Genomic DNA, 17,976 nt, shown 5'->3' on the forward strand with positions numbered 1-17,976 from the left:
ACCTGGTACGACGGTGGGACCAGCCGACTCGAGGAGGTACCGATGACCGGTGGACGGAAGACCATGGAGGTCGACCCGGTGGTGTTCCGCGCCGTCTACGACTCGCCCGCCTCGCTGCCGGGGCGGCACCGGTGGACCACGCCGGAGGCGGACGTGCGGCGACTGGAGAAGCTGCTGAACATCCCGGCGCGCAGCGTCGGCGCGCCGCTGTGGGTCAGCGGCGACGAGCCGGACTGCCCGAAGTGCGGGCGGCGGGTGACCTGGTACGACATCGTCTCCTCGGCGCTGCACGAGGTGCACGACCGGGCGATGATCGCCCGGGTGGTGCTCGGCGAGCGGAAGTACGTCAACACCGAGGTGCCGGAGGCGATCCCCGGTGTCCACTGTGCCGACTGCCGCACCCCGATCACCGGCCTGCGCAGCTTCAAGTGCCACAACTGGGCGTACGCGTTCGAGGCGCTGGAGGAGATCGTCGAGCGGATGTCCGGCGTGCCCGCTCAGTCGCCGCCCGCCGCCTCCTGAGCGCGCCGGGCGGGGCGACGGCCGGGCGGGGAGGACGGCTCGGGGCCGGGGTCCGGCACCGGCGGCATCGGGCGGGTGACCGGCGTGCCGCCGGTGACGCGCAGCCGCTCGCCGTGGTGCCACAACTCGACCGCGTCGCCCGGGCCGGCGTCGGGCAGCGCGTAGCCGGCCGTGTCCGGGGTGAGCGTGACCCGCAGCCGGTGCCCGTGCCAGCGCAGGTGGAACACCAGCCGGGTGATCCGGCGGGGCAGCCGCGGGTCGAAGGAGAGCACGCCCCGGTCGTCGCGCAGCCCGCCGAAGCCCTGCGCCACCACCAGCCACGCCCCGGCCAGGGACGCCAGGTGCAGCCCGTCGGCGGTCTTGTCGCCCAGGTCGGCCAGGTCCTGGAACGCCGTCTCGGCGAGCAGGTCGTACGCCAGGTCGAGGTGGCCGACCTCGGCGGCGAGGATCGCCTGCGCGGACGCGGACAGCGACGAGTCGCGGACCGTGCGGGCCTCGTAGTAGGCCAGGTTGCGGGCCTTCTCCTCGGCGGTGAAGTCGCCGGGGCAGCGCAGCATGGCCAGGACCAGGTCGGCCTGCTTGACCACCTGCCTGCGGTACAGCTCCAGGTAGGGGAAGTGCAGCAGCAGCGGGTAGTCGTCCTCGCCGGTGCCGGCGAAGTCCCACTCCGGCTGCTCGGTGAAGCCGGCCGACTGCTGGTGCACGCCGCGCTTGCCGTCGTACGGGACGTGGACCGCGTCGGCGGCGGCCCGCCAGCCGGCCACCTCGGCCGGGTCGACGCCGAGCCGGTCGGCCACCTCCGGGCACCGCTGGACGGCGTCGGCGGCGCCGCGCAGGTTCCGCCGGGCCATCAGGTTGGTGAAGATGTTGTCGTCGACCAGGGCCGAGTACTCGTCCGGTCCGGTGACGCCGGTCAGGTGGAAGGCGCCGGCGTCGTCCCAGTGGCCGTAGCCGTGCCACAGCCGGGCGGTCTCGACGAGCACCTCGGCGCCGCACTCGGCGAGGAACGCGGTGTCCCCGGTGGCCGCGACGTAGCGCAGCACCGCGTCCGCGACGTCCGCGTTGACGTGCAGGCCGGCGCTGCCGGCCGGCCAGTACCCGGAGCACTCACGGCCGCCGAGCGTCCGCCACGGGAAGGTCGCCCCGGTCAGCCGCAACTCGGCCGCGCGCTCCCGGGCCTCGGGCAGGTGGGCGTGCCGCCACCGCAGCGCCGAGCGGGTCAGCTCGGGCGCCAGGTACGTCAGCACCGGCAGCACGTACCCCTCGGTGTCCCAGAGCACGTGCCCGTCGTAGCCGTTGCCGGTCAGGCCCTTCGCCGGGATGGTGCGGTCGCCGTCGGCCCGGCCGGACTGGATCAGGTGGAACACCGCGAAGCGGACCGCCTGCTCCAGTTCCGGGTCGCCGGCCAGCTCGACGTCGGCGGTGGCCCAGGCCGCGTCGAGGGCGGCCCGTTGCGCGTCGAGCAGGGCGTCGAACCCGTCGGCCCGGGCCGCATCCGCCTCCGCGACGACCAGGTCGGCCAGTTCGTCGGCCGGGGTGCCGTCCACGTCCGCGCACTCGTACGCGGCGAACTTGGTGACCCGGATCCGCTCACCCGGGCGCAGCGGACCGGTGAGCGCCAGCCGGAACCGGTCACCGGTCAGCTCGGCGTCGGTGGCCGTGTCGTCGGGGGCCGCGACCCGGTGCGCGACCGCCACCGCGACCCGCTGGCCGCTGTGTTCGGTCCGGTGCACCAGCACGCCGTCGGTGCCGTCGTGCCGGCCGGTCTCGGCGGTGAGCGGGTCGTGGATCACCGAGGCCGCCCGGGGGTCGTCGGCACGTTCCGGCACCCGCTCGTTGGCGAGCAGGTCGGAGCAGATCCGCACCGGGACCGGGCCGTCCAGCGGCTCGACCGTCCAGTCGACGGCGGCGACCGGTCGGCGGGGCAGCGAGACCAGCCGGGTGCTGACGACCCGGACGCCGCGGCCGCCCGGTGAGACCCACTCGGTCTCCCGGCGCACCACCCCAGCCCGCAGGTCCAGCTCCCGGTGGTGCCGCCGGATCGTGCCGGTGCGCAGGTCCAGCGGCTCCCCGTCGACCCAGAGCCGGACCAGCGCGGCGTTGGGGGCACTGATCACGGTGTCGCTGCGTTCGGGGAAGGCGTACCCGCCCTCGGGGTAGCTCAGCTCGTGCTGCTCGTGGAACCCGTTGAGATAGCTGCCGGGCATGCCGTACGGCTGGCCCTCGTCGAGCGTGCCGCGCCAGCCCACCCAGCCGTTGGCCAGCGCGAACACCGACTCGGTCTCGCCGAGCCGGTCCAGGTCCGCGCTGGTGCGCCGGATCCGCCAACCGCCGTGCGACACGTGTCCTCCCGGGTTCGGTGCGTGGACCGCCACCGAACCAGACCCGGCTGAGAGGTGGCTGGGATCCCGGTACCCGCGGCGGGCCGCGCGGCCACCCGAGGGTGTCCGAGCACACGGCTCAGGTGGTCAGCACCAGCGTGACCGCGGTGGCCAGGACGAGGAACGGCCCGAACGGCAGGTGGGCCGACCAGCGGACCCGGCGGAGGACGAGCAGCACCACCCCGGCCACGCCGGAGAGGGTCACCGCGAGGACCAGGCCGGCCACCAGCACCGGCCAGCCGTACCAGCCGAGCAGCGCGCCGGCGCCCAGCGCCAGCTTGGCGTCGCCGAGGCCGAAGCCGCGCCGGCCGAGCAGCAGGGTGGTCGCCGCGAAGCCGGCGCCGAGGGTCAGCCCGGCCGCGGTGGCCCGCAGCCACGGCGACGGACCGGGCCCGGCCAGCGCGGCCACCCCGAGAAGCACCCAGGTGCCGGCCGCGGCGGGCCAGGTCAGCCGGTCCGGCAGGCGGTGGGCGGCGGCGTCCACGAGCGCCATCGGCACCGCCCAGCCGAGCCACCAGGCCAGGGCCAGGCGGGTCGCGGGCGGCCCGCCGGCCAGGACCAGCGCCGCCACGGCGGCCAGCAGCGCCACCTCCACCAGCGCGGGTGGCGCGCCGACCCGGGATCGGCACCCCGGGCAGCGGGCGGTGGGGCCGAGCGCCTGCAGGGGCCGGTCCAGACCGATCGGGGTGCCGCAGGCGTCGCAGCCCGCGCGGTCGGGGGCGTCCGGCGGTACGGCGTAGCGGGCCACCGCCAGGCGGACCGGCGGCACGACCGTGAGGACGGCGAGCAGCCGGACGACCGGGCGGGACGGGACGGCCGCCGGGGCGGCGCGGTGCACCCGTTCGGTGGTCATGTCCGTGCTCCCGTCCGGTCGCCGACCGTTTCATTCTGGAGCACGCAGAGTGAAGTTCGGCCGGACACCGGCGGGCGGACGGCGGGACGAACAGCCTCCGCCACGCCTCCCGCACCACCGGGGCGGCCTGCGACGGCGGCGCGTCCCGGGCCGGCCGGAGCGGCAGGACGGATCGGACTCCCGGGTCGGAGCCCACCCATACCGGCGGCCGCCGGTCTGACCTCCGGGGACACGGCGACGGGTGCGGGTGCGCGCACTCCCGCCCCCGGGAAGGCCGGCGGTCGCCCGCCGGTCACCGTCCGGCCATCCACCGGTCGCCACCACCCGTCTTCACTCACCGTGTTCACGTGAATTGCCTCTGTTGCATCGGCTGACGTCAGCCTATGCTCGCCCCTTGGGTACGACGCAACCCCCCGATCAATAGGCGTCGGAGGCCGACCGAAGACATCAGTTCCCCATTCTTGAAGATCAGCACAGGTAAATGCACGCGGTGGCGGTCGAGGCCCGGCCGGACAGATCCGGGCGCGCTTCCGCATGCCCGGAGCGGGTCGGATCGACCGCACCGGGCCGGCACCGAGGAGGGCTTGGCGTTGCGCACACGGCAATCCCGTCGATGGGAAATCTGCCTGCTCAGCCTCGCGCTGACGGTCGGCGCGGCCGGCTGCGGCAGCGGGCCGGAGGCGACGACCGGTCCGCTGACCGGGCGCGCCGCCGCACCCGTCGCCCATTCCGACGCCGAGGAGAACGCCGCCGCAAAGGCCGCGCTCGCCGCCTATTCCGGCTATCTCGACGCGTCCCGGACGGCGAGCGCGCGCAGCGATCCCGGGCATCCCGCACTGCCCCGTTTTCTGGCCGATCCACTGCTGACCCGGGTACGGCTGGCAATTCGTGACGCGAAGGAGCACGGCGCGATGCGTACCGGAAAACTGGTTTCCGACCCCACCGTCGTCTCGGTCGACCTGGCCGCCGACCCGCCCACCGTCGAGATCCAGGACTGCCTCGACGCGCGCGACTACCGGCTCGTCACCGTCAAGGACCGCAAGACCGTGCCCGGCACCCGCGGCGGTCGCTACCTGGCCACCGCGACCGCGGCCCGCTACCCCGACGGCCGGTGGCTGGTCAACACCGGCGCCGCGCACCAGGACCAGCCGTGTTGACCTGGGGAGGTGGGGGTGCCCCGGCCCGCCGGACCCGGGCCGGGGCGTCCCGACGGCTGCTGCTGGCCGCCGGCCTGGCAGCGCTGGTGACGTTGACCGGCGCGCCCGCGCGTGCCGCCGACCCGGGCGGCTCCTGCCCGCCCGACCAGACCGACTGCGACGTGTGGGACGACGACCCGGGTGTCCCGGGCGGCGGCGGCGGACCGGGCGGCGGCGGGAACGACGGTGGCGGGGGCAACGGCGGTGGCACCGCGAAGTGCCAGTGGAACGGCCAGGTCGTCAAGTGCTACGACGACCTGCTCGGCTGGTTCAACAACAGCGACGGGTGCTACTACAAGCTGACCGAGCCGCAGCTGCCGGCGCCGGCCGGCCAGCAGTGGTACACCGCCAGTTGCGTCGGGGGCGCCACCGGCCAGCAGGGCAACGTCCTGCTCGCCGCCCCGCCGCCCGGCTTCGGCACGCCGCCCGACCCGGAGGAACTGGCCCGCCGCGCGCTGGCCTCGATCTCGCTGCTGCCGCCCCGGGTCGCGGTCGCACCCCGGCGCAGCAAGGGACCCGGCCTGGTCGGCCTGCCGGTCTGGATGTGGGCCAGCCCCGGCGCGTCGTACTTCGGGCCGTTGTCCGCCTCCGCCTCCGACCGGGGGCTGACCGTCGAGATCACCGCGAAGGTGGACCGGATCGTCTGGCACATGTCCGACGACATCGACGTCACGTGCTACGGGCCGGGCACCCCCTACGACGCCGACGGCCCGGACGCCGGCGCGGCCTCGCCCGACTGCGGCCTCCCCCACGGATACCCGACGGCGGCCACCTACCAGGTCAGCGCCACCACCTTCTGGACCGTGGAGTGGTCCGGCGGCGGGGAGAGCGGCGTGATCCCCCAGAGCCGGGTCAGCGGTGTGGTCCCGGTGCAGATCAACGAACTTCAGGTGGTGACCCGATGAGTGTGGTGGCGTCCCGGAACGGGACCCCGGTGGAGGCGCCGGTGGCGCCCCCCAAGGTGGTCCGGCAGCGGCGGATCCGGCCCGGCCTGCTGGGCCTGGCGATCCTGCTGATCGCGGTCGGCGGGCTGGGCGCGGCGTTCGCGGTCACCTCGGTGCGGTCCACCGGCAGCTACCTGGCGGTGGCCCGGCCGGTCGAGGTCGGCCAGCAGGTCACCGCCGACGACCTGGTGCCGGTCCGCGTCTCCGGCGGGCGCGAGCTGCGGCCGGTGCCGGCCGACCGGGTCAAGGACGTGCTGGGCCTGCGGGCCGCCGTCCGGCTCACCCCGGGCACGCTGCTCACCCCGGCCCAGCTCACCGACGCCCCACTGCTCGGCCCCGGCCAGCAGCAGATCGCGCTCGGGCTGGAGCCCGACCAGGTGCCGGCCCGCAAGCTGCACCCCGGCGACAAGGTGCTGCTGGTCAGCACGCCGGACAGCAGCGCCAACGGCAGCACGGCGGCGCGCGGCGGCGGCACCCGCTTCGAGGGCACCGTGATCGACACCGCGACGCCGCAGAACGACGACACGGTCGTCTACCTGGCGCTGGCCGTCCGGGACGTGCCGGCCGTGGTGGCGCTGGCCGCGGACGACCGGATCGCGCTCGTGCTCACCGAGGCCGCCTGATGGCGATCATCGCCCTGGTCTCGGCGAAGGGCTCGCCGGGCGTCACCACCACCGCGCTGGCCGCGGCGCTGAGCTGGCACCGCCGGCTGGTGCTGGCCGAGTGCGACCCCGCCGGGGGCTCGATCCTCGCCGGCTACCTGGGCGGGGCGCTGGACGGTCCGCGCGGCATCGGCGAGCTGGCCGTCGGCGAACTGCGCGACGGCAGCCTGGAGAGCGCGTTCTGGTCGCAGCTGGTCGACCTGGACGCGCCGCGCCGGGAGCGGCTGCTGCTGCCCGGCGTGGTCGACCCGGCCCAGGCCGGCAGCGTGATCCCGCTCTGGCAGCGGTTCGCCGACTACTTCACCGGCCTGGAGCGGGGCGTGCCGCCCTACGACGTGCTGGTCGACTGCGGCCGGCTGGCGGTCGGCGGTCCACCGTGGCCGCTGCTCCGGGCCGCCGCGGTGGTGCTGCTCGTGACCCGCGCGCACCTGCCCGACCTCTCCGCCACCCGGGCCACGGTCCGGGCGATCGAACGCGACCTCGGCGAACACCGGGTCCCCCCGGGCACCCTGCGCCTGCTGGTGGTCGGGGACGGGCACGGCACCAGCGAGATCAGCAAGGCGCTGCGGCTGCCGGTGATCGCCCGACTGCCGCACGACCCCCGTACCGCCGAGGTGCTCGGCCACGGCGGCACCGTGCGCGGCAACCGGCCGCTGATGCGCGCGGCCGGCGCGTTGGAGGTGCCGATCCGGGCGCTGCTGGACCGGCGCCGGGCCCGGCTCGCCTGGCCCGGCACCACCGCCGCGCGCCCGGTGGCCGAACCGACCGCACCGGGGGTGCCCGGTGCGGTTTGAGCCGGTCTCCCACGACCCGCGCGGGCAGCAGCCCGGCGTCGTCTCCACGGTCCCGCCGCTGGCCCCGCCGAACGGTCGGCACCAGGTCACCGCGCCCGCGCCGGCCGCGCCGCCGGTGCCGCCGCGCCCCCGGGTCGACTTCGCGGTGGTCCGCGAACTGCGCCGGGAGCTGAGCGAACGACTCACCCACTGGCAGCGGGGGCGGGAGTTCGACGCCGACGCCGAGGAGGTCGAGCGGGCCCGGCTGGCCGTCGCGGTCGTCTCCGCGTACGCGGACTCGGTCCGCCGGGGCGGCACGCCGATGCCCGCCGACGAGGAACGGCTGCTGCTCGACCAGGTGACCGCCGAGCTGGTCGGCCTGGGCCGGCTGCAGACGCTGCTGGTCGACGACACCATCGAGGAGGTGCACATCCTCGGCTGCGACCAGGTGCGCATCACCCGGCACGGCGGCGGCGTCGACTGGGCCGAGCCGATCGCCGAGACCGACGACGAGCTGGTGGAGATCCTCCAGGCGGCGGCCCGGCGGGCCGGGGCGACCGAACGGTCGCTCTCCACCTCCAAGCCCACCCTCGACCTGCAACTGCCCGACGGCAGCCGGCTGGCCGCCGTGTTCCTGGTCAGCCACCGCCCGTACGCGGTGATCCGCAAGCACAACACGCTCGCGGTGAGCCTGGAGGACATCGCGGGCGGCCGAGCCGACCTGGACGAGATGATCGACCCGCTGCTGCGCGACTTCCTCCGCGCGTCCATGCGGGCCGGGCTGAACATCATGGTCGCCGGGCTGGCCGGGGCCGGGAAGACCACTGTCATCCGGGCGCTCATGGACGAGATCCCGGCCGACGAGCCGTACGTGCTGCTGGAGGAGAGCCGGGAGCTGCTGCCGGCGCGGCGCGGGCACAAGCACCGGGCGGTGATGAGCTTCGAGTCCCGCGAGGGGCACGGGGAGCGCGGGGCCGACGGGCGACCCGCCGGTGAGGTCAGCATCGCCGACCTGATCCCGGTCTCGCTGCGGATGGGCGTGCTGCGGATCATCGTCGGCGAGGTGCGGTCCCGGGAGATCGTGCCGATGCTCCAGGCGATGACGACCAGTCGCGGGTCGATGTGCACCATCCACGCGCGTACCCCGGCGGGGGTGAGCGAACGGATCATCGAGCTGGCGCTCTCCCACGGCCGGGAGATGACCGTCGACCAGGCCCGCCGGATGGCCGGCAACGCGCTCGACCTGATCGTCTACGTCACGGTCGACGACGAGACCGCGATCGGTGGGCGCAAGCACCGGTTCGTCTCGCACGTCGAGGAGGTCATCGGCGTGGGCGAGGGCAACCGGATCACCACCACCACGGTCTTCGGCCCGGGACCGGACGGCCGGGCGGTCCCCCGCCACCTGCCCGAACGGATCCGCGACCAGTTGCTGCGGGTGGGCTACGACGCCCGGCTGCTCACCCGGTTCGTCGAGGCCGGGATGGGCGCCTGGCGGCGGCCCCGGCACACCCGCCTCGGGCGGCGACCGAACGGGGGCCCGGCGTGACCCGGATCGAGCTGATCGCGCTGGTCTCCGGCGCGGCCTGCGTGGCCGGGCTGGTGCTGACCGTGGTCGCGCTGGTCGGCACCCGCCGGCCACCGAGGTCGACGCCGGGCGGCGCCGGGCCGGGCCTGAGCCGGCTCTGGAACGGCTCCGGGGCGAGCCGCGCCGACCGGCAGCGGCACCAGCTCCTGCTCGGCGCCGCCGTGGTGGCCGGAGCGGCGGCGTTCCTGCTCACCGGCCTGCCGGTGGTCGGCCTGCTGGTGGCGCTCGCGGTGCCCGGCGTGCCGTGGCTGTTCGCGGTCGGCCGGGCCGAGCAGCGGGCCATCGCCCGGGTGGAGGCGGTCGGCGAGTGGACCCGGCGGCTCAAGGACATCTCCGCGACCGGGCAGGGGCTCCAGCAGGCCATCATCGGCACGATCGCGACCGCGCCGGAGGAGATCCAGGAGGAGGTACGCACGCTCGCCGCCCGCCTCCAGGCCGGCTGGCTGGCGCGCTCCGCGCTGCTCGCCTTCGCCGACGAGATCGCCGACCCGGTCGGCGACCAGGTGGTGGCCGCGCTCATCCTGCACCTCACCGACCGGGGCGAGCGCCTCGGCGACGTGCTCGGGTCGATCGCCGGCGCCGCGTCGGCCGAGGTGGCCACCCGACGCGAGGTCGAGGCGAAGCGGACCCAGCCCCGGTTCGCGGTCCGCTTCCTCACCGGCATGACCCTGGCGACGCTCGCGTACGGGCTGGTGAACAGCGACTACATCCGCCCCTACGGGACCCTCACCGGGCAGCTCGTGATGGCGGTGCTCGGTGCGGCCTTCATCGGGCTGCTGGTCTGGGTGCGTTCGATGAGCCAGCCGCCGCGTCCGGCGCGCTTCCTGCCGGCGCCCGACCTGGAGGAGGCGATCGCGTAGTGGTCCTCAACTGGCAGATGGCGATCGCCGTGCTCGGCGGGTGTGCGGTCGGGCTCGGGCTGTTCCTGGTCGTCCGCGAGGCGTTGCCGGCCACCCCGGCGCTCGGCCCGGCCCTGCGTCGGCTGCACCAGCCGCCCGGCCAGGCCCCGGCGGCCGGCGCCGGGCCGGACTGGTTGGGCGGCTTCGCCCGCTGGCTGCGCCCGCCGCACCGCCAGCTCGCGCTGCTCGACCGGACCCCCGAGCAGTACGCCCTGTCCGTGCTGCTCTCCGCGCTGGTCGGCTTCGCCACCCCGGCGGTCGCCTCGGCCGTGCTCTTCCTGGGCGGGGTGGCGCTCCCGGTGGCCGTACCGGTGCTGGCCAGCCTGGGCCTGGCGCTGGTCGCCGGCCTGCTCGCGCACCGCTCGGTGCTGGCCCGGGCCGACGCGGCCCGGGACGAGTTCCGCCAGGCGGTCTGCACCTACCTCGACCTGGTGGCGTTGCAGCTCTCCGCCGCGCACGGCCCGGTGCAGTCGCTGGAACGCGCGGCGGCGGTCTGCGACGGCTGGGTGTTCGACCGGATCCGGGAGGCGCTGCGGCTCGCCCAGCTCCAGATGCACTCGCCCTGGGACGAGTTGCAGGAGCTGGCCGACCGGATCGGCATCCCGGAGCTGGGCGACGTGGGCGCGATCATGCGCTCCTCCGGCAGCGAGGGCGCCCAGGTGCACGAGACGTTGCGGTCCCGCGCCGACTCGCTGCGCGACCAGATCCGCACCGACAACCTGACCCGGGCCGAGGGGGTGACCAGCAAGTTGGACATCCCCGGCTCGCTGCTGGTCTTCGTCCTGCTCGGCTTCGCCGTCTACCCGTTCATCGCCCGTCTGTGATCCCACCCCGAGAAGGAGAACACCATGCACCTCTACGCCTATCTCTACGCGACGGTGAGCACCCGCCTCGCCGAGCTGCGCCGGGACTCCGAGCGCGGCGACAGCCCGGTGCCGACCGCCGTGATCATCTTCGGGCTGGTCGCGGTGGCCATGGCGGTCACCGGGCTCGCCCTGGCCAAGGCGAACAACTGGATGAACGCCATCCCGAACAACACGGCGCCGAAGGCACCGTGATGTCCCGCCCCGCCCGTACGGTCCGGAGCCGGCCGGCACCCGCCGGCCGGCCCGCCGGCCCGCGCGGTCCGGGGCGGATCGCCGCCGCCCTGCGCGCCCGCCTCGACGCGGGCGGGCGTGAGCGGGGCGCCAACCCGGTCGAGCTGGCGGTGATGATGCCGGTGATCCTGGTGCTGCTCTTCGGCTCGATCCAGGTCGCCGTCTGGTTCGTCGCCCGGTCCACCGCGCTCAACGCGGCGCAGACCGGGGTCAATGCCCAGCGCACGTTCGACGCCGCCCCGGACGCCGGCCGGGACCGGGCCACGAACTTCCTCCGCCGCTCCGGGGACTGGCTGGTCGGCTGGGAGAGGACCGGGCCGACCTGCGCGGAGATCGGCGACGGCGTCACCTGCACGGTGCGGGGCCGCTCCCTGTCGGTCATCCCGGGGGTCTCGTTCGAGGTCACACAGACCGCGCACGGCCCCGCCGAACGCTGGACCGTGGGGTGAGGCCGGTGCCACGGGACCGGGGATCCGTCTCGATCGAGGTGGCGGTGCTCGCCCCCGCCTTCATCGGGCTGATGGTGCTCGCCGGGGCCGCCGGGCGGACGGCCGTCGCCGACGAGGCGGTGGAGTCCGCCGCGCACGACGCCGCCCGGGCCGCCTCGCTGGCCCGCACCGCCGACGACGGCGAGGAGGCCGCCGAGAACGCGGCCCGCACCCAGCTCGACTGGTCCGGTCTGCGCTGCACCGCGCCGCCCCGGCTCGAACTGGCCGGTTCGGTGGCCGGGAAGCCGACCAGCTTCGCCGCCGCGTACCGCAGCGCGCCCGGTGTGCCGGCGACCGTCACGGTGACGGTGACCTGCACCGTGTCCTTCGACGACCTGAGCGCGCCCGGGCTGCCCGGGGTGCCGGGCGGCAAGACCGTGGCGGCGAGCTTCACCTCGCCGCTGGACACCTACCGGAGTCGCGGATGACCGGGCGACGCGGGGCGGAGAGCGGCCGGGTGAGTCTCTTCCTGGCCGTGGCGATGACCGGCGTGCTCGCCGTCATCGGTCTCGCCTACGACGGCGCCGGGCAGCTGCGCACCCTGCAACGGGCGGACAACCTGGCCGCCGAGGCGGCCCGCAGCGGCGGCCAGATGATCGACCGCGCGGGCGCCATCGAGGGCGGCCCGACCCGGATCGACCAGGTCGCCGCCCGCGGGGCCGTCGCCGACTACCTCGCCGCCGCCGGCGGGGTGGGCGGTCACGAGGTCGACTTCCCCGTGGTCGGCGCCGAGACCCAGATCCGGGTACGCGTGCGGATCACCTACCGCCGGGACCTGCTCGGTCTCTTCGGCGCGCCGCAGACCGCCACCGTCACCGGTGAGGCCACCGCTCGGGCGCTCACCGCGCCACCACCGTAGGAAGGAAGGCCACCATGGGTGCACCCCGACGCTCCGCCGTCCACCGCACCGGCCAGGTCCTCACCGGCCTCGGCGCCCTCGTCGTGCTCGTCGGGGTGCTGGCCGGCGGGCCGGTCGCGCTGCTGGCCTTCGCCGGCAACCCGCTCCCCGACCATCTGCCCACCCTGGCCGAGGTGGGTACCGCGTTGACCAGCCGCGACGACGGGCAGCTCTTCCTGCGGGCGCTGGCCGTGGTGGGTTGGTTCGGCTGGGCCACGTTCGCGTTCTCCGTCCTGGTGGAGCTGTCCGCGTCGGCGCTGCGCCGGCCCGCGCCGAAGCTGCCCGGCATGCACCGCCAGCAGCGGGCCGCCGCCGCGCTGGTCGGTTCGGTGGCGCTGATCCTGGCCGCGAGCCCGGCCGCGGCGAGCGCCGCCGCGCTGTCCGCACCGCAGGCCGTGGCCGCCGCCCCGGCCGCCACCGTGACGCAGACCGCGGCACCGGCGCGGACCGCCTCGGTGACCACCGACCCGGCGGTGTACCGGGTGGCGAAGGGCGACTACCTGGGCGAGGTGGCCGACCGCTATCTGGACGACTTCGACCGCTATCGGGAGCTGGCCCGGCTGAACCGGCTCGCCGACCCGGACCGGATCCGCCCCGGCCAGCTCATCCGGTTGCCCGAGGGCGCGGTGGACTCCGGCGCCCAGCGGCACGCCGCCGGACGCCTGGTGGTGACGTCGGCCCAGCCGGCGCCCGCGAAGCCGGGTGGGGGTGGCGCGTCGTCGACGGCGTCGAAGCCGAAGCCGAAGCCCGCGCCGCACACCACGGCCCGGGACACGACGCCGACCGTGGCGGCCCCGGACGGGCAGCCGCCGGCCATGTCGGCGGGCGCGTCCCGGGCGACGGCCGAGGAGGGCATCAACCGCCCGCTGGCCATCTCGGCGGTGCTGGCGGTGGCGAGCATCGTGGGCGCGCAGATCGGCGCGGTCCTCGGCCTGCGCCGGCGGCCGGTCCCGGCCCGTGCGCTGGGCAGCGGTCGGCACCGCCGAGACTGACCCGGGTCAGGGCAGCCGGGCCTCGACCCGGCCGGAGACCACGCGGGTGGGCAGCACGACCTGGTCGTTGGCGGCCGGGCCGTGCACCACCTCGCCGCCGTTGAGCCGGAACGCGCTGCCGTGCCACGGGCAGACCACGCAGGCGTGGCCGTCGATCTGCCGCACCTCGCCCTCCCCGAGCGGGCCGCTCTGGTGCGGGCAGCGCTCGAGCATCACGGTGACGTCGTCGCCGTGCCGGTAGAGGATCACCGAGACGTCGTCGATCTCCCGGGTTACCAGCTCCCGCTGCGGCAGGCTGCCCAGGTCGCCCACGGCGTGCCAGCCGTCGCTGATCAGGTGCATCTCCGAGACGCTCTGGCTGACCTGGGCGCCCTGCTTGTAGGCCAGGTGCCCGCCCAGGTACGCCCCGCCGCTCGCCGCGGACAGGCCCAGGTAGGCCAGCGCCCGGCCGAGGCCGTGCCGCCCGTTCAGCCGGGCCGCGAGCGAGCCGGCGTAGAGGGTCAGGCCGAGGATGTTCGCCCCCGCGTGCACCAGCCCGACCCGGCGCTGGTCGCGGGACAGACTCGCCCAGTCGTTCCACCCGGCCACGGCGGCGGGCAGCGCGCTGACCGTGCCGAGCCCGACCAGGGCGGTGGCGGCCCGGCGCTGGCCGGGCAGCAGGTCCACCACGGCGGCGGAGATCCACGCGCCGACCGGAACCTGCACCATCGCCGGGTGCAGCGGGTGCCCCAGCCAGACGCCGTGCAGCGCGTCCCGGACCCGTTGCGAGCGCAGCGTCCCCTGGACGGCGCGTTGCAGGCGGTCACCCACCCGGTCGAGTCCGGAGGCCTGTTCGAGCTTCGTCATCAGTTCGCGCACCTGTTCCGACTTCCCGGCCGGAGAGCGACCAAACCGGACGGCCGGGAAATCCCTCGCAGGTGGGCCGGGGCGTACCGTCGGAGGCATGGCACGCCGTCGCATCCCCCGCTGGCTCGCCCGCCTTCCCCTGGTCCGCCTGGACCTGCGGGATGGCACCGCTCGCCCGCGCCGCGCCCGAGCTCTGGCCGAACTGGCTGAACGCGGGCGGGCCGGTGACTTCGACGAGTTGCTCGACAAGCGCAACTACCGTTCGTGAAGGTTGGGTGAGATGCCCCGACCGGATCTCCGAACGCGGCTTGTGTGCGCTGGCCCCCGGGCGACGTCGGGGGCATGCTGACCCCATGGGTGTACGCGTCGAGCACGCCGACGGCGTGACCACGGTGATCCTGGACCGGCCGGAGGCCCGTAACGCCGTGGACGGACCGACCGCCCGGGCCCTGGCCGACGCGTTCCGCGCCTTCGACGCCGATCCGGACGCGTCGGTGGCCGTGCTCTGGGGCGCGGGCGGCACGTTCTGCTCCGGCGCCGACCTCAAGGCGATCGGCACCCCGCGCGGCAACCGGGTCGAGCCCGAGGGCGACGGGCCGATGGGCCCGACCCGGATGCGGCTGTCCAAGCCGGTGATCGCCGCGATCTCCGGGTACGCGGTGGCCGGCGGCCTGGAGCTGGCGCTCTGGTGCGACCTGCGGGTCGCCGAGTCGGACGCGACGCTGGGCGTGTTCTGCCGGCGGTGGGGCGTACCGCTGATCGACGGCGGGACGGTGCGGCTGCCCCGGCTGATCGGGGAGAGCCGCGCGATGGACCTGATCCTCACCGGCCGCCCGGTGCCCGCCGACGAGGCGTACGCGATGGGGTTGGTGAACCGTCTGGTCGCGCCCGGTGCGGCCCGGGCGGAGGCCGAGCGGCTGGCGGCCGGGATCGCCCGGCATCCGCAGACCTGCCTGCGCAACGACCGGGCGGCGTTGCTCGCCGGCGCCGGCCGGCCCGAGCCGGAGGCGCTCGCCACCGAGCTGGCCTACGGCATGGAGTCGCTGGCGGTGGACGGGGTCCACGGCGCGGGCCGGTTCGCCGCCGGGGCCGGCCGGCACGGCGCGCCGGCCGGCTGAGGCGTCACTTCAGGTTGCGCAGCGCGTCCTCGACGGCCCGGTGGAACGTCGGGTACGCGTAGATCATGTGCCGGAGCTGGCTGATCGGCACCGCCGCGTGCACGGCCACCACCAGCGCGGAGAGCACCTCGCCGCCGGTCGGGCCGGCCGAGGTGGCGCCCACCAGCACGCCCTGGTCGGCGTCGGCGACCAGTTTGATGAAGCCGGCGTTGCCGGTCTTGTGGATCCAGCCGCGGGCCGACGAGGTCAGGTCGGTGTACCCGACCTGAACGTTCACGCCGCGCTCGCGGGCCTGCTGCTCGGTGAGGCCGACCGCGCCCACCTCCGGGTCGGTGAAGGTGACCCGGGGCAGCGCCCGGTAGTCGGCGACCGGGACGCTGCCCGGCGCGACCGTCGAGCCGCCCGCGCTCATCGCGCCGCCGACCGCGCTGACCACCCCGGCCGCGCCGCCGACCACGCTGGCGGTGCCGCTGGCGTCCGGGCCGCCCTTGGCGCGCCGCATGTGGTCGAGCACGTCCGCCACCACGATGCCGGCCTGGTACATGGCGATGTGGGTGAACGCGCCCTCGCCGGTGAGGTCGCCGACCGCCCAGATTCCCTCGGTGACGTGCATCCGGTCGTCGACCGGCAGGTAGCGCTGCCCGGCGTCGACGCCGACCGTGTCCAGCCCCAGCTCCTCCAGGTGGGCCTTGCGGCCGGTCACCACGAGCAGCTTCTCGCCGGTGAACGTGGCGTCGTCGGCGTGCACGGTGAACGCGCTGCCGTCGTGGCTGACCCGGCCCGCCTTGACCCCGGTGTGGATCTCCACCCCGTCGGCGCGCAGCGCCTCGGCGGCGAGCGCGGACGCCTCCGGCTCCTCGACGGCGAGCACCCGGTCGGCCGCCTCGACGACCGTGACCCGGACGCCGAACCGGGCGAACACCTGGGCCAGTTCCAGCCCGATCGCGCCGCCACCGAGCACCAGCAGCGACGCGGGCAGCTCCTCCACCTCGATGGCCTGGTGGTTGGTCCAGTAGGGGGTGTCGGCGAGCCCGTCGATCGGCGGGACCGAGGGGCGGGTGCCGGTGCCGAGGACCACGCCGTACCGCGCCTGGAACACCTGGTCGCCGACGCGGACCCGGTTCGGGCCGTCGAGCCGGCCGCTGCCCCGGAGGAACCGGCCGCCCTTGCCGGTGAACCGGTCCACCGCCGCCGTGTCGTCCCAGGTGTCGGTGGCCTCCTCGCGGATCCGCTTCGCCACCGGCGCCCAGTCGGGTCGCACCTGGGCGGATCCGGCCAGCTCGTTCACCCGGTGCGCCTCGGCCAGCGCGTTGGCCGCCCGGATCATCATCTTGCTCGGCACGCACCCCCAGTAGGGGCACTCGCCGCCGACCAGGTCCCGTTCGACGCCGACCACGGTGAGGCCGGCCTCGGCGAGCCGCCCGGCCACCTCCTCGCCGCCGACCCCGAGCCCGACCACGACCACGTCCACCAGTTCCGGCTCCGCCATTCCGCCAGCATTCCGCACCGTCGGGTCGCCGGCCACCGGACCCGGCCGGATTTCCCGTGCCGGTGACGAACCCGACGTCCTACAGTCGCCGGATGCACACGCGCTTCGCCCCGGTCCGGGACTGCTTCCACGACCTCTTCGCCGCCGGCCGGGAGACCGGCGCCGCGCTGACCGTGTGGCACGACGGCGTACCGGTGATCGAACTGGTGGGCGGCACCTCGGCGGCGGTCCCGCCGGGCGTGGTGGTGCCGGCCGCCGGCGCGGACCGGCCGTGGCGGCCGGACACGCTCGTCGACGTCTACTCGGTGGGCAAGCCGGTGGTGGCGCTCTGCCTGCTGCTGCTGGTCGACCGGGGGCGGGTGGATCTGGACGCGCCGGTGGCCGCGTACTGGCCGGGGTTCCGCGCCCCGGCGACCGTACGGCAGGTGCTCGCCCACACCGCCGGGCTGCCCGCCTTCCCGCTGCCCCGGCCCGCCGCCGCGATCACCGACTGGGACCTGCTCTGCGCCGACCTGGCCGCCGCCGAACCCGAGTGGACGCCGGGCGCCGTCGCGGGCGAGCACGCCTGGACGTACGGGCACCTGGTGGGCGAGGTGGTCCGCCGGGTCGACGGGCGGTCGGTGGGCCGTTTCCTGGCCGAGGAGATCGCCGGTCCGTGGCGGCTGGACCTGGCTTTCGGCCTGGGACCGGCGGACCGGCGGCGCTGCGCCGACCTGTCCTACGGCGACCCCGGCTGGCCGGACCTGGTGCGTGGCGAGCCGGGCTCGCTGCGCGCCCGGGCGCTGGACAACCCGCCGGGCGGGCGGGACGTCGCCGTGGTGAACGGCGACCGCTGGCGGGCCGCCGAGATCCCGGCGGTGAACCTGCACGCCACCGCGTCCGCGCTGGCCCGGCTCTACGCCGGGCTGCTGGCCGGCGGCACCCTCGACGGGGTACGCCTGTTCGGCCCCGACCTGGTCGCCGAGGCGACCCGGGTGCAGTACGCCGGCCCGGACCTGGTGCTGGACCGGACGGCGCACTGGACGCTGGGCATGCAGTGGGAGCCGGACGGCAGCTGGGGCATGGGTGGGATCGGCGGCAGCAGCGCCTGGGCGGACCCGGATCGGGGTTACACCTTCGCCTACGTGACGGCGCGGCTGGCCGACCACGACCGGGTGGACGAGCTGGTCGAGGCGTTGCACCCCTGCCTCTGACCTGTCGTCACCGGCGGTGCCGCCCGCCCGCTACGCC

At 75.6% G+C, this 17,976-nt stretch carries 20 protein-coding genes; 16 read left to right on the forward strand and 4 right to left on the reverse strand.

What is annotated here, in order from left to right; genetic code table 11:
* Positions 1 to 42: 42 nt before the first annotated feature.
* The gene (locus tag GA0070622_RS01020; RefSeq protein ID WP_091576698.1) at positions 43 to 522 is read left to right on the forward strand and encodes a hypothetical protein; all 480 of its coding nucleotides are present in this window, start codon (positions 43 to 45) and stop codon (positions 520 to 522) included.
* Here the strand turns inward: GA0070622_RS01020 and GA0070622_RS01025 are convergent.
* Positions 498 to 2,864, reverse strand: coding sequence for a glycoside hydrolase family 65 protein (locus GA0070622_RS01025; protein ID WP_091565562.1), 2,367 nt, complete (start codon positions 2,862 to 2,864; stop codon positions 498 to 500). The two genes, GA0070622_RS01020 and GA0070622_RS01025, sit on opposite strands and share 25 nt — an antisense overlap.
* A gap of 118 nt (positions 2,865 to 2,982) precedes the next feature.
* Positions 2,983 to 3,756: a prepilin peptidase gene (locus GA0070622_RS01030; RefSeq protein WP_091565565.1), complete on the reverse strand. Its 774-nt coding sequence runs from the start codon at positions 3,754 to 3,756 to the stop codon at positions 2,983 to 2,985.
* Positions 3,757 to 4,346: 590 nt separating this feature from the next.
* Here GA0070622_RS01030 and GA0070622_RS01035 point away from each other — a divergent pair.
* Genes GA0070622_RS01035 through GA0070622_RS01090 form a run of 12 tightly spaced genes read left to right on the forward strand, consistent with a single transcriptional unit; the run spans position 4,347 to position 13,293 of the window.
* Positions 4,347 to 4,913, forward strand: a complete 567-nt coding sequence (locus tag GA0070622_RS01035) for a hypothetical protein (protein WP_091576700.1) — start codon at positions 4,347 to 4,349, stop codon at positions 4,911 to 4,913.
* Positions 4,907 to 5,857: a hypothetical protein gene (locus GA0070622_RS01040; RefSeq protein ID WP_091565568.1), complete on the forward strand. Its 951-nt coding sequence runs from the start codon at positions 4,907 to 4,909 to the stop codon at positions 5,855 to 5,857. Before GA0070622_RS01035 ends, GA0070622_RS01040 begins: the two co-directional genes overlap by 7 nt.
* On the forward strand, positions 5,854 to 6,519 hold the full coding sequence (locus tag GA0070622_RS01045; protein WP_091565571.1) for an SAF domain-containing protein: 666 nt from the start codon (positions 5,854 to 5,856) through the stop codon (positions 6,517 to 6,519). Before GA0070622_RS01040 ends, GA0070622_RS01045 begins: the two co-directional genes overlap by 4 nt.
* Positions 6,519 to 7,352 (forward strand): CpaE/TadZ family protein, encoded by an 834-nt coding sequence (locus GA0070622_RS01050; RefSeq protein WP_091565576.1) that lies wholly within the window; start codon positions 6,519 to 6,521, stop codon positions 7,350 to 7,352. The genes GA0070622_RS01045 and GA0070622_RS01050 overlap by 1 nt, the downstream gene beginning before the upstream one ends.
* Positions 7,342 to 8,880, forward strand: a complete 1,539-nt coding sequence (locus GA0070622_RS01055) for a TadA family conjugal transfer-associated ATPase (protein ID WP_091565579.1) — start codon at positions 7,342 to 7,344, stop codon at positions 8,878 to 8,880. Before GA0070622_RS01050 ends, GA0070622_RS01055 begins: the two co-directional genes overlap by 11 nt.
* Positions 8,823 to 9,779 (forward strand): type II secretion system F family protein, encoded by a 957-nt coding sequence (locus GA0070622_RS01060; RefSeq protein ID WP_369700193.1) that lies wholly within the window; start codon positions 8,823 to 8,825, stop codon positions 9,777 to 9,779. Before GA0070622_RS01055 ends, GA0070622_RS01060 begins: the two co-directional genes overlap by 58 nt.
* 17 nt (positions 9,780 to 9,796) lie before the next feature.
* Entirely contained in the window at positions 9,797 to 10,642 is an 846-nt protein-coding gene (locus GA0070622_RS01065) for a type II secretion system F family protein (RefSeq protein ID WP_091576702.1), read from the forward strand.
* Positions 10,643 to 10,666: 24 nt separating this feature from the next.
* Entirely contained in the window at positions 10,667 to 10,876 is a 210-nt protein-coding gene (locus GA0070622_RS01070; RefSeq protein ID WP_091565586.1) for a hypothetical protein, read from the forward strand.
* Positions 10,876 to 11,364 (forward strand): TadE family protein, encoded by a 489-nt coding sequence (locus tag GA0070622_RS01075; protein WP_091576705.1) that lies wholly within the window; start codon positions 10,876 to 10,878, stop codon positions 11,362 to 11,364. Before GA0070622_RS01070 ends, GA0070622_RS01075 begins: the two co-directional genes overlap by 1 nt.
* A complete protein-coding gene (locus GA0070622_RS01080) occupies positions 11,361 to 11,831 on the forward strand; it encodes a TadE/TadG family type IV pilus assembly protein (protein WP_425412751.1) in 471 nt (156 codons plus the stop codon). Before GA0070622_RS01075 ends, GA0070622_RS01080 begins: the two co-directional genes overlap by 4 nt.
* The gene (locus GA0070622_RS01085; protein ID WP_091565594.1) at positions 11,828 to 12,262 is read left to right on the forward strand and encodes a pilus assembly protein TadG-related protein; all 435 of its coding nucleotides are present in this window, start codon (positions 11,828 to 11,830) and stop codon (positions 12,260 to 12,262) included. Before GA0070622_RS01080 ends, GA0070622_RS01085 begins: the two co-directional genes overlap by 4 nt.
* A gap of 14 nt (positions 12,263 to 12,276) precedes the next feature.
* On the forward strand, positions 12,277 to 13,293 hold the full coding sequence (locus GA0070622_RS01090) for a LysM peptidoglycan-binding domain-containing protein (protein WP_091565601.1): 1,017 nt from the start codon (positions 12,277 to 12,279) through the stop codon (positions 13,291 to 13,293).
* Between the two features lie 6 nt (positions 13,294 to 13,299).
* On the opposite strand, the gene GA0070622_RS01095 is transcribed toward GA0070622_RS01090, so the two are convergent.
* Complete coding sequence (locus GA0070622_RS01095; RefSeq protein WP_091565606.1) at positions 13,300 to 14,151, reverse strand: Rieske (2Fe-2S) protein; 852 nt, start codon at positions 14,149 to 14,151, stop codon at positions 13,300 to 13,302.
* Positions 14,152 to 14,236: 85 nt separating this feature from the next.
* Here GA0070622_RS01095 and GA0070622_RS32330 point away from each other — a divergent pair, with 85 nt between their 5' ends.
* Together GA0070622_RS32330 and GA0070622_RS01100 are read left to right on the forward strand one after the other, a co-directional pair.
* Positions 14,237 to 14,407 (forward strand): hypothetical protein, encoded by a 171-nt coding sequence (locus GA0070622_RS32330; protein WP_176558748.1) that lies wholly within the window; start codon positions 14,237 to 14,239, stop codon positions 14,405 to 14,407.
* An 85-nt stretch (positions 14,408 to 14,492) separates the two neighbouring features.
* Positions 14,493 to 15,257 (forward strand): crotonase/enoyl-CoA hydratase family protein, encoded by a 765-nt coding sequence (locus tag GA0070622_RS01100; protein ID WP_091565609.1) that lies wholly within the window; start codon positions 14,493 to 14,495, stop codon positions 15,255 to 15,257.
* A gap of 4 nt (positions 15,258 to 15,261) precedes the next feature.
* Here GA0070622_RS01100 and GA0070622_RS01105 read toward each other — a convergent pair whose 3' ends face one another.
* On the reverse strand, positions 15,262 to 16,746 hold the full coding sequence (locus GA0070622_RS01105; RefSeq protein ID WP_091565613.1) for a dihydrolipoyl dehydrogenase family protein: 1,485 nt from the start codon (positions 16,744 to 16,746) through the stop codon (positions 15,262 to 15,264).
* 92 nt (positions 16,747 to 16,838) lie between these two features.
* On the opposite strand from GA0070622_RS01105, the gene GA0070622_RS01110 reads away from it, so the two are divergent.
* A complete protein-coding gene (locus tag GA0070622_RS01110) occupies positions 16,839 to 17,939 on the forward strand; it encodes a serine hydrolase domain-containing protein (protein WP_091576708.1) in 1,101 nt (366 codons plus the stop codon).
* Positions 17,940 to 17,976 lie beyond the last annotated feature (37 nt).

The organism is Micromonospora sediminicola, from assembly GCF_900089585.1.
Classification (GTDB): domain Bacteria; phylum Actinomycetota; class Actinomycetes; order Mycobacteriales; family Micromonosporaceae; genus Micromonospora; species Micromonospora sediminicola.

Coding starts and splice junctions, on each gene's coding strand:
- GA0070622_RS01100 (WP_091565609.1), top strand. CDS start 14,493: ATGGGTGTACGCGTCGAGCACGCCGACGGCGTGACCACGGTGATCCTG.
- GA0070622_RS01045 (WP_091565571.1), top strand. CDS start 5,854: ATGAGTGTGGTGGCGTCCCGGAACGGGACCCCGGTGGAGGCGCCGGTG.
- GA0070622_RS32330 (WP_176558748.1), top strand. CDS start 14,237: ATGGCACGCCGTCGCATCCCCCGCTGGCTCGCCCGCCTTCCCCTGGTC.
- GA0070622_RS01050 (WP_091565576.1), top strand. CDS start 6,519: ATGGCGATCATCGCCCTGGTCTCGGCGAAGGGCTCGCCGGGCGTCACC.
- GA0070622_RS01065 (WP_091576702.1), top strand. CDS start 9,797: ATGGCGATCGCCGTGCTCGGCGGGTGTGCGGTCGGGCTCGGGCTGTTC.
- GA0070622_RS01105 (WP_091565613.1), bottom strand. CDS start 16,746: ATGGCGGAGCCGGAACTGGTGGACGTGGTCGTGGTCGGGCTCGGGGTC.
- GA0070622_RS01020 (WP_091576698.1), top strand. CDS start 43: ATGACCGGTGGACGGAAGACCATGGAGGTCGACCCGGTGGTGTTCCGC.
- GA0070622_RS01030 (WP_091565565.1), bottom strand. CDS start 3,756: ATGACCACCGAACGGGTGCACCGCGCCGCCCCGGCGGCCGTCCCGTCC.
- GA0070622_RS01075 (WP_091576705.1), top strand. CDS start 10,876: ATGTCCCGCCCCGCCCGTACGGTCCGGAGCCGGCCGGCACCCGCCGGC.
- GA0070622_RS01070 (WP_091565586.1), top strand. CDS start 10,667: ATGCACCTCTACGCCTATCTCTACGCGACGGTGAGCACCCGCCTCGCC.
- GA0070622_RS01085 (WP_091565594.1), top strand. CDS start 11,828: ATGACCGGGCGACGCGGGGCGGAGAGCGGCCGGGTGAGTCTCTTCCTG.
- GA0070622_RS01110 (WP_091576708.1), top strand. CDS start 16,839: ATGCACACGCGCTTCGCCCCGGTCCGGGACTGCTTCCACGACCTCTTC.
- GA0070622_RS01090 (WP_091565601.1), top strand. CDS start 12,277: ATGGGTGCACCCCGACGCTCCGCCGTCCACCGCACCGGCCAGGTCCTC.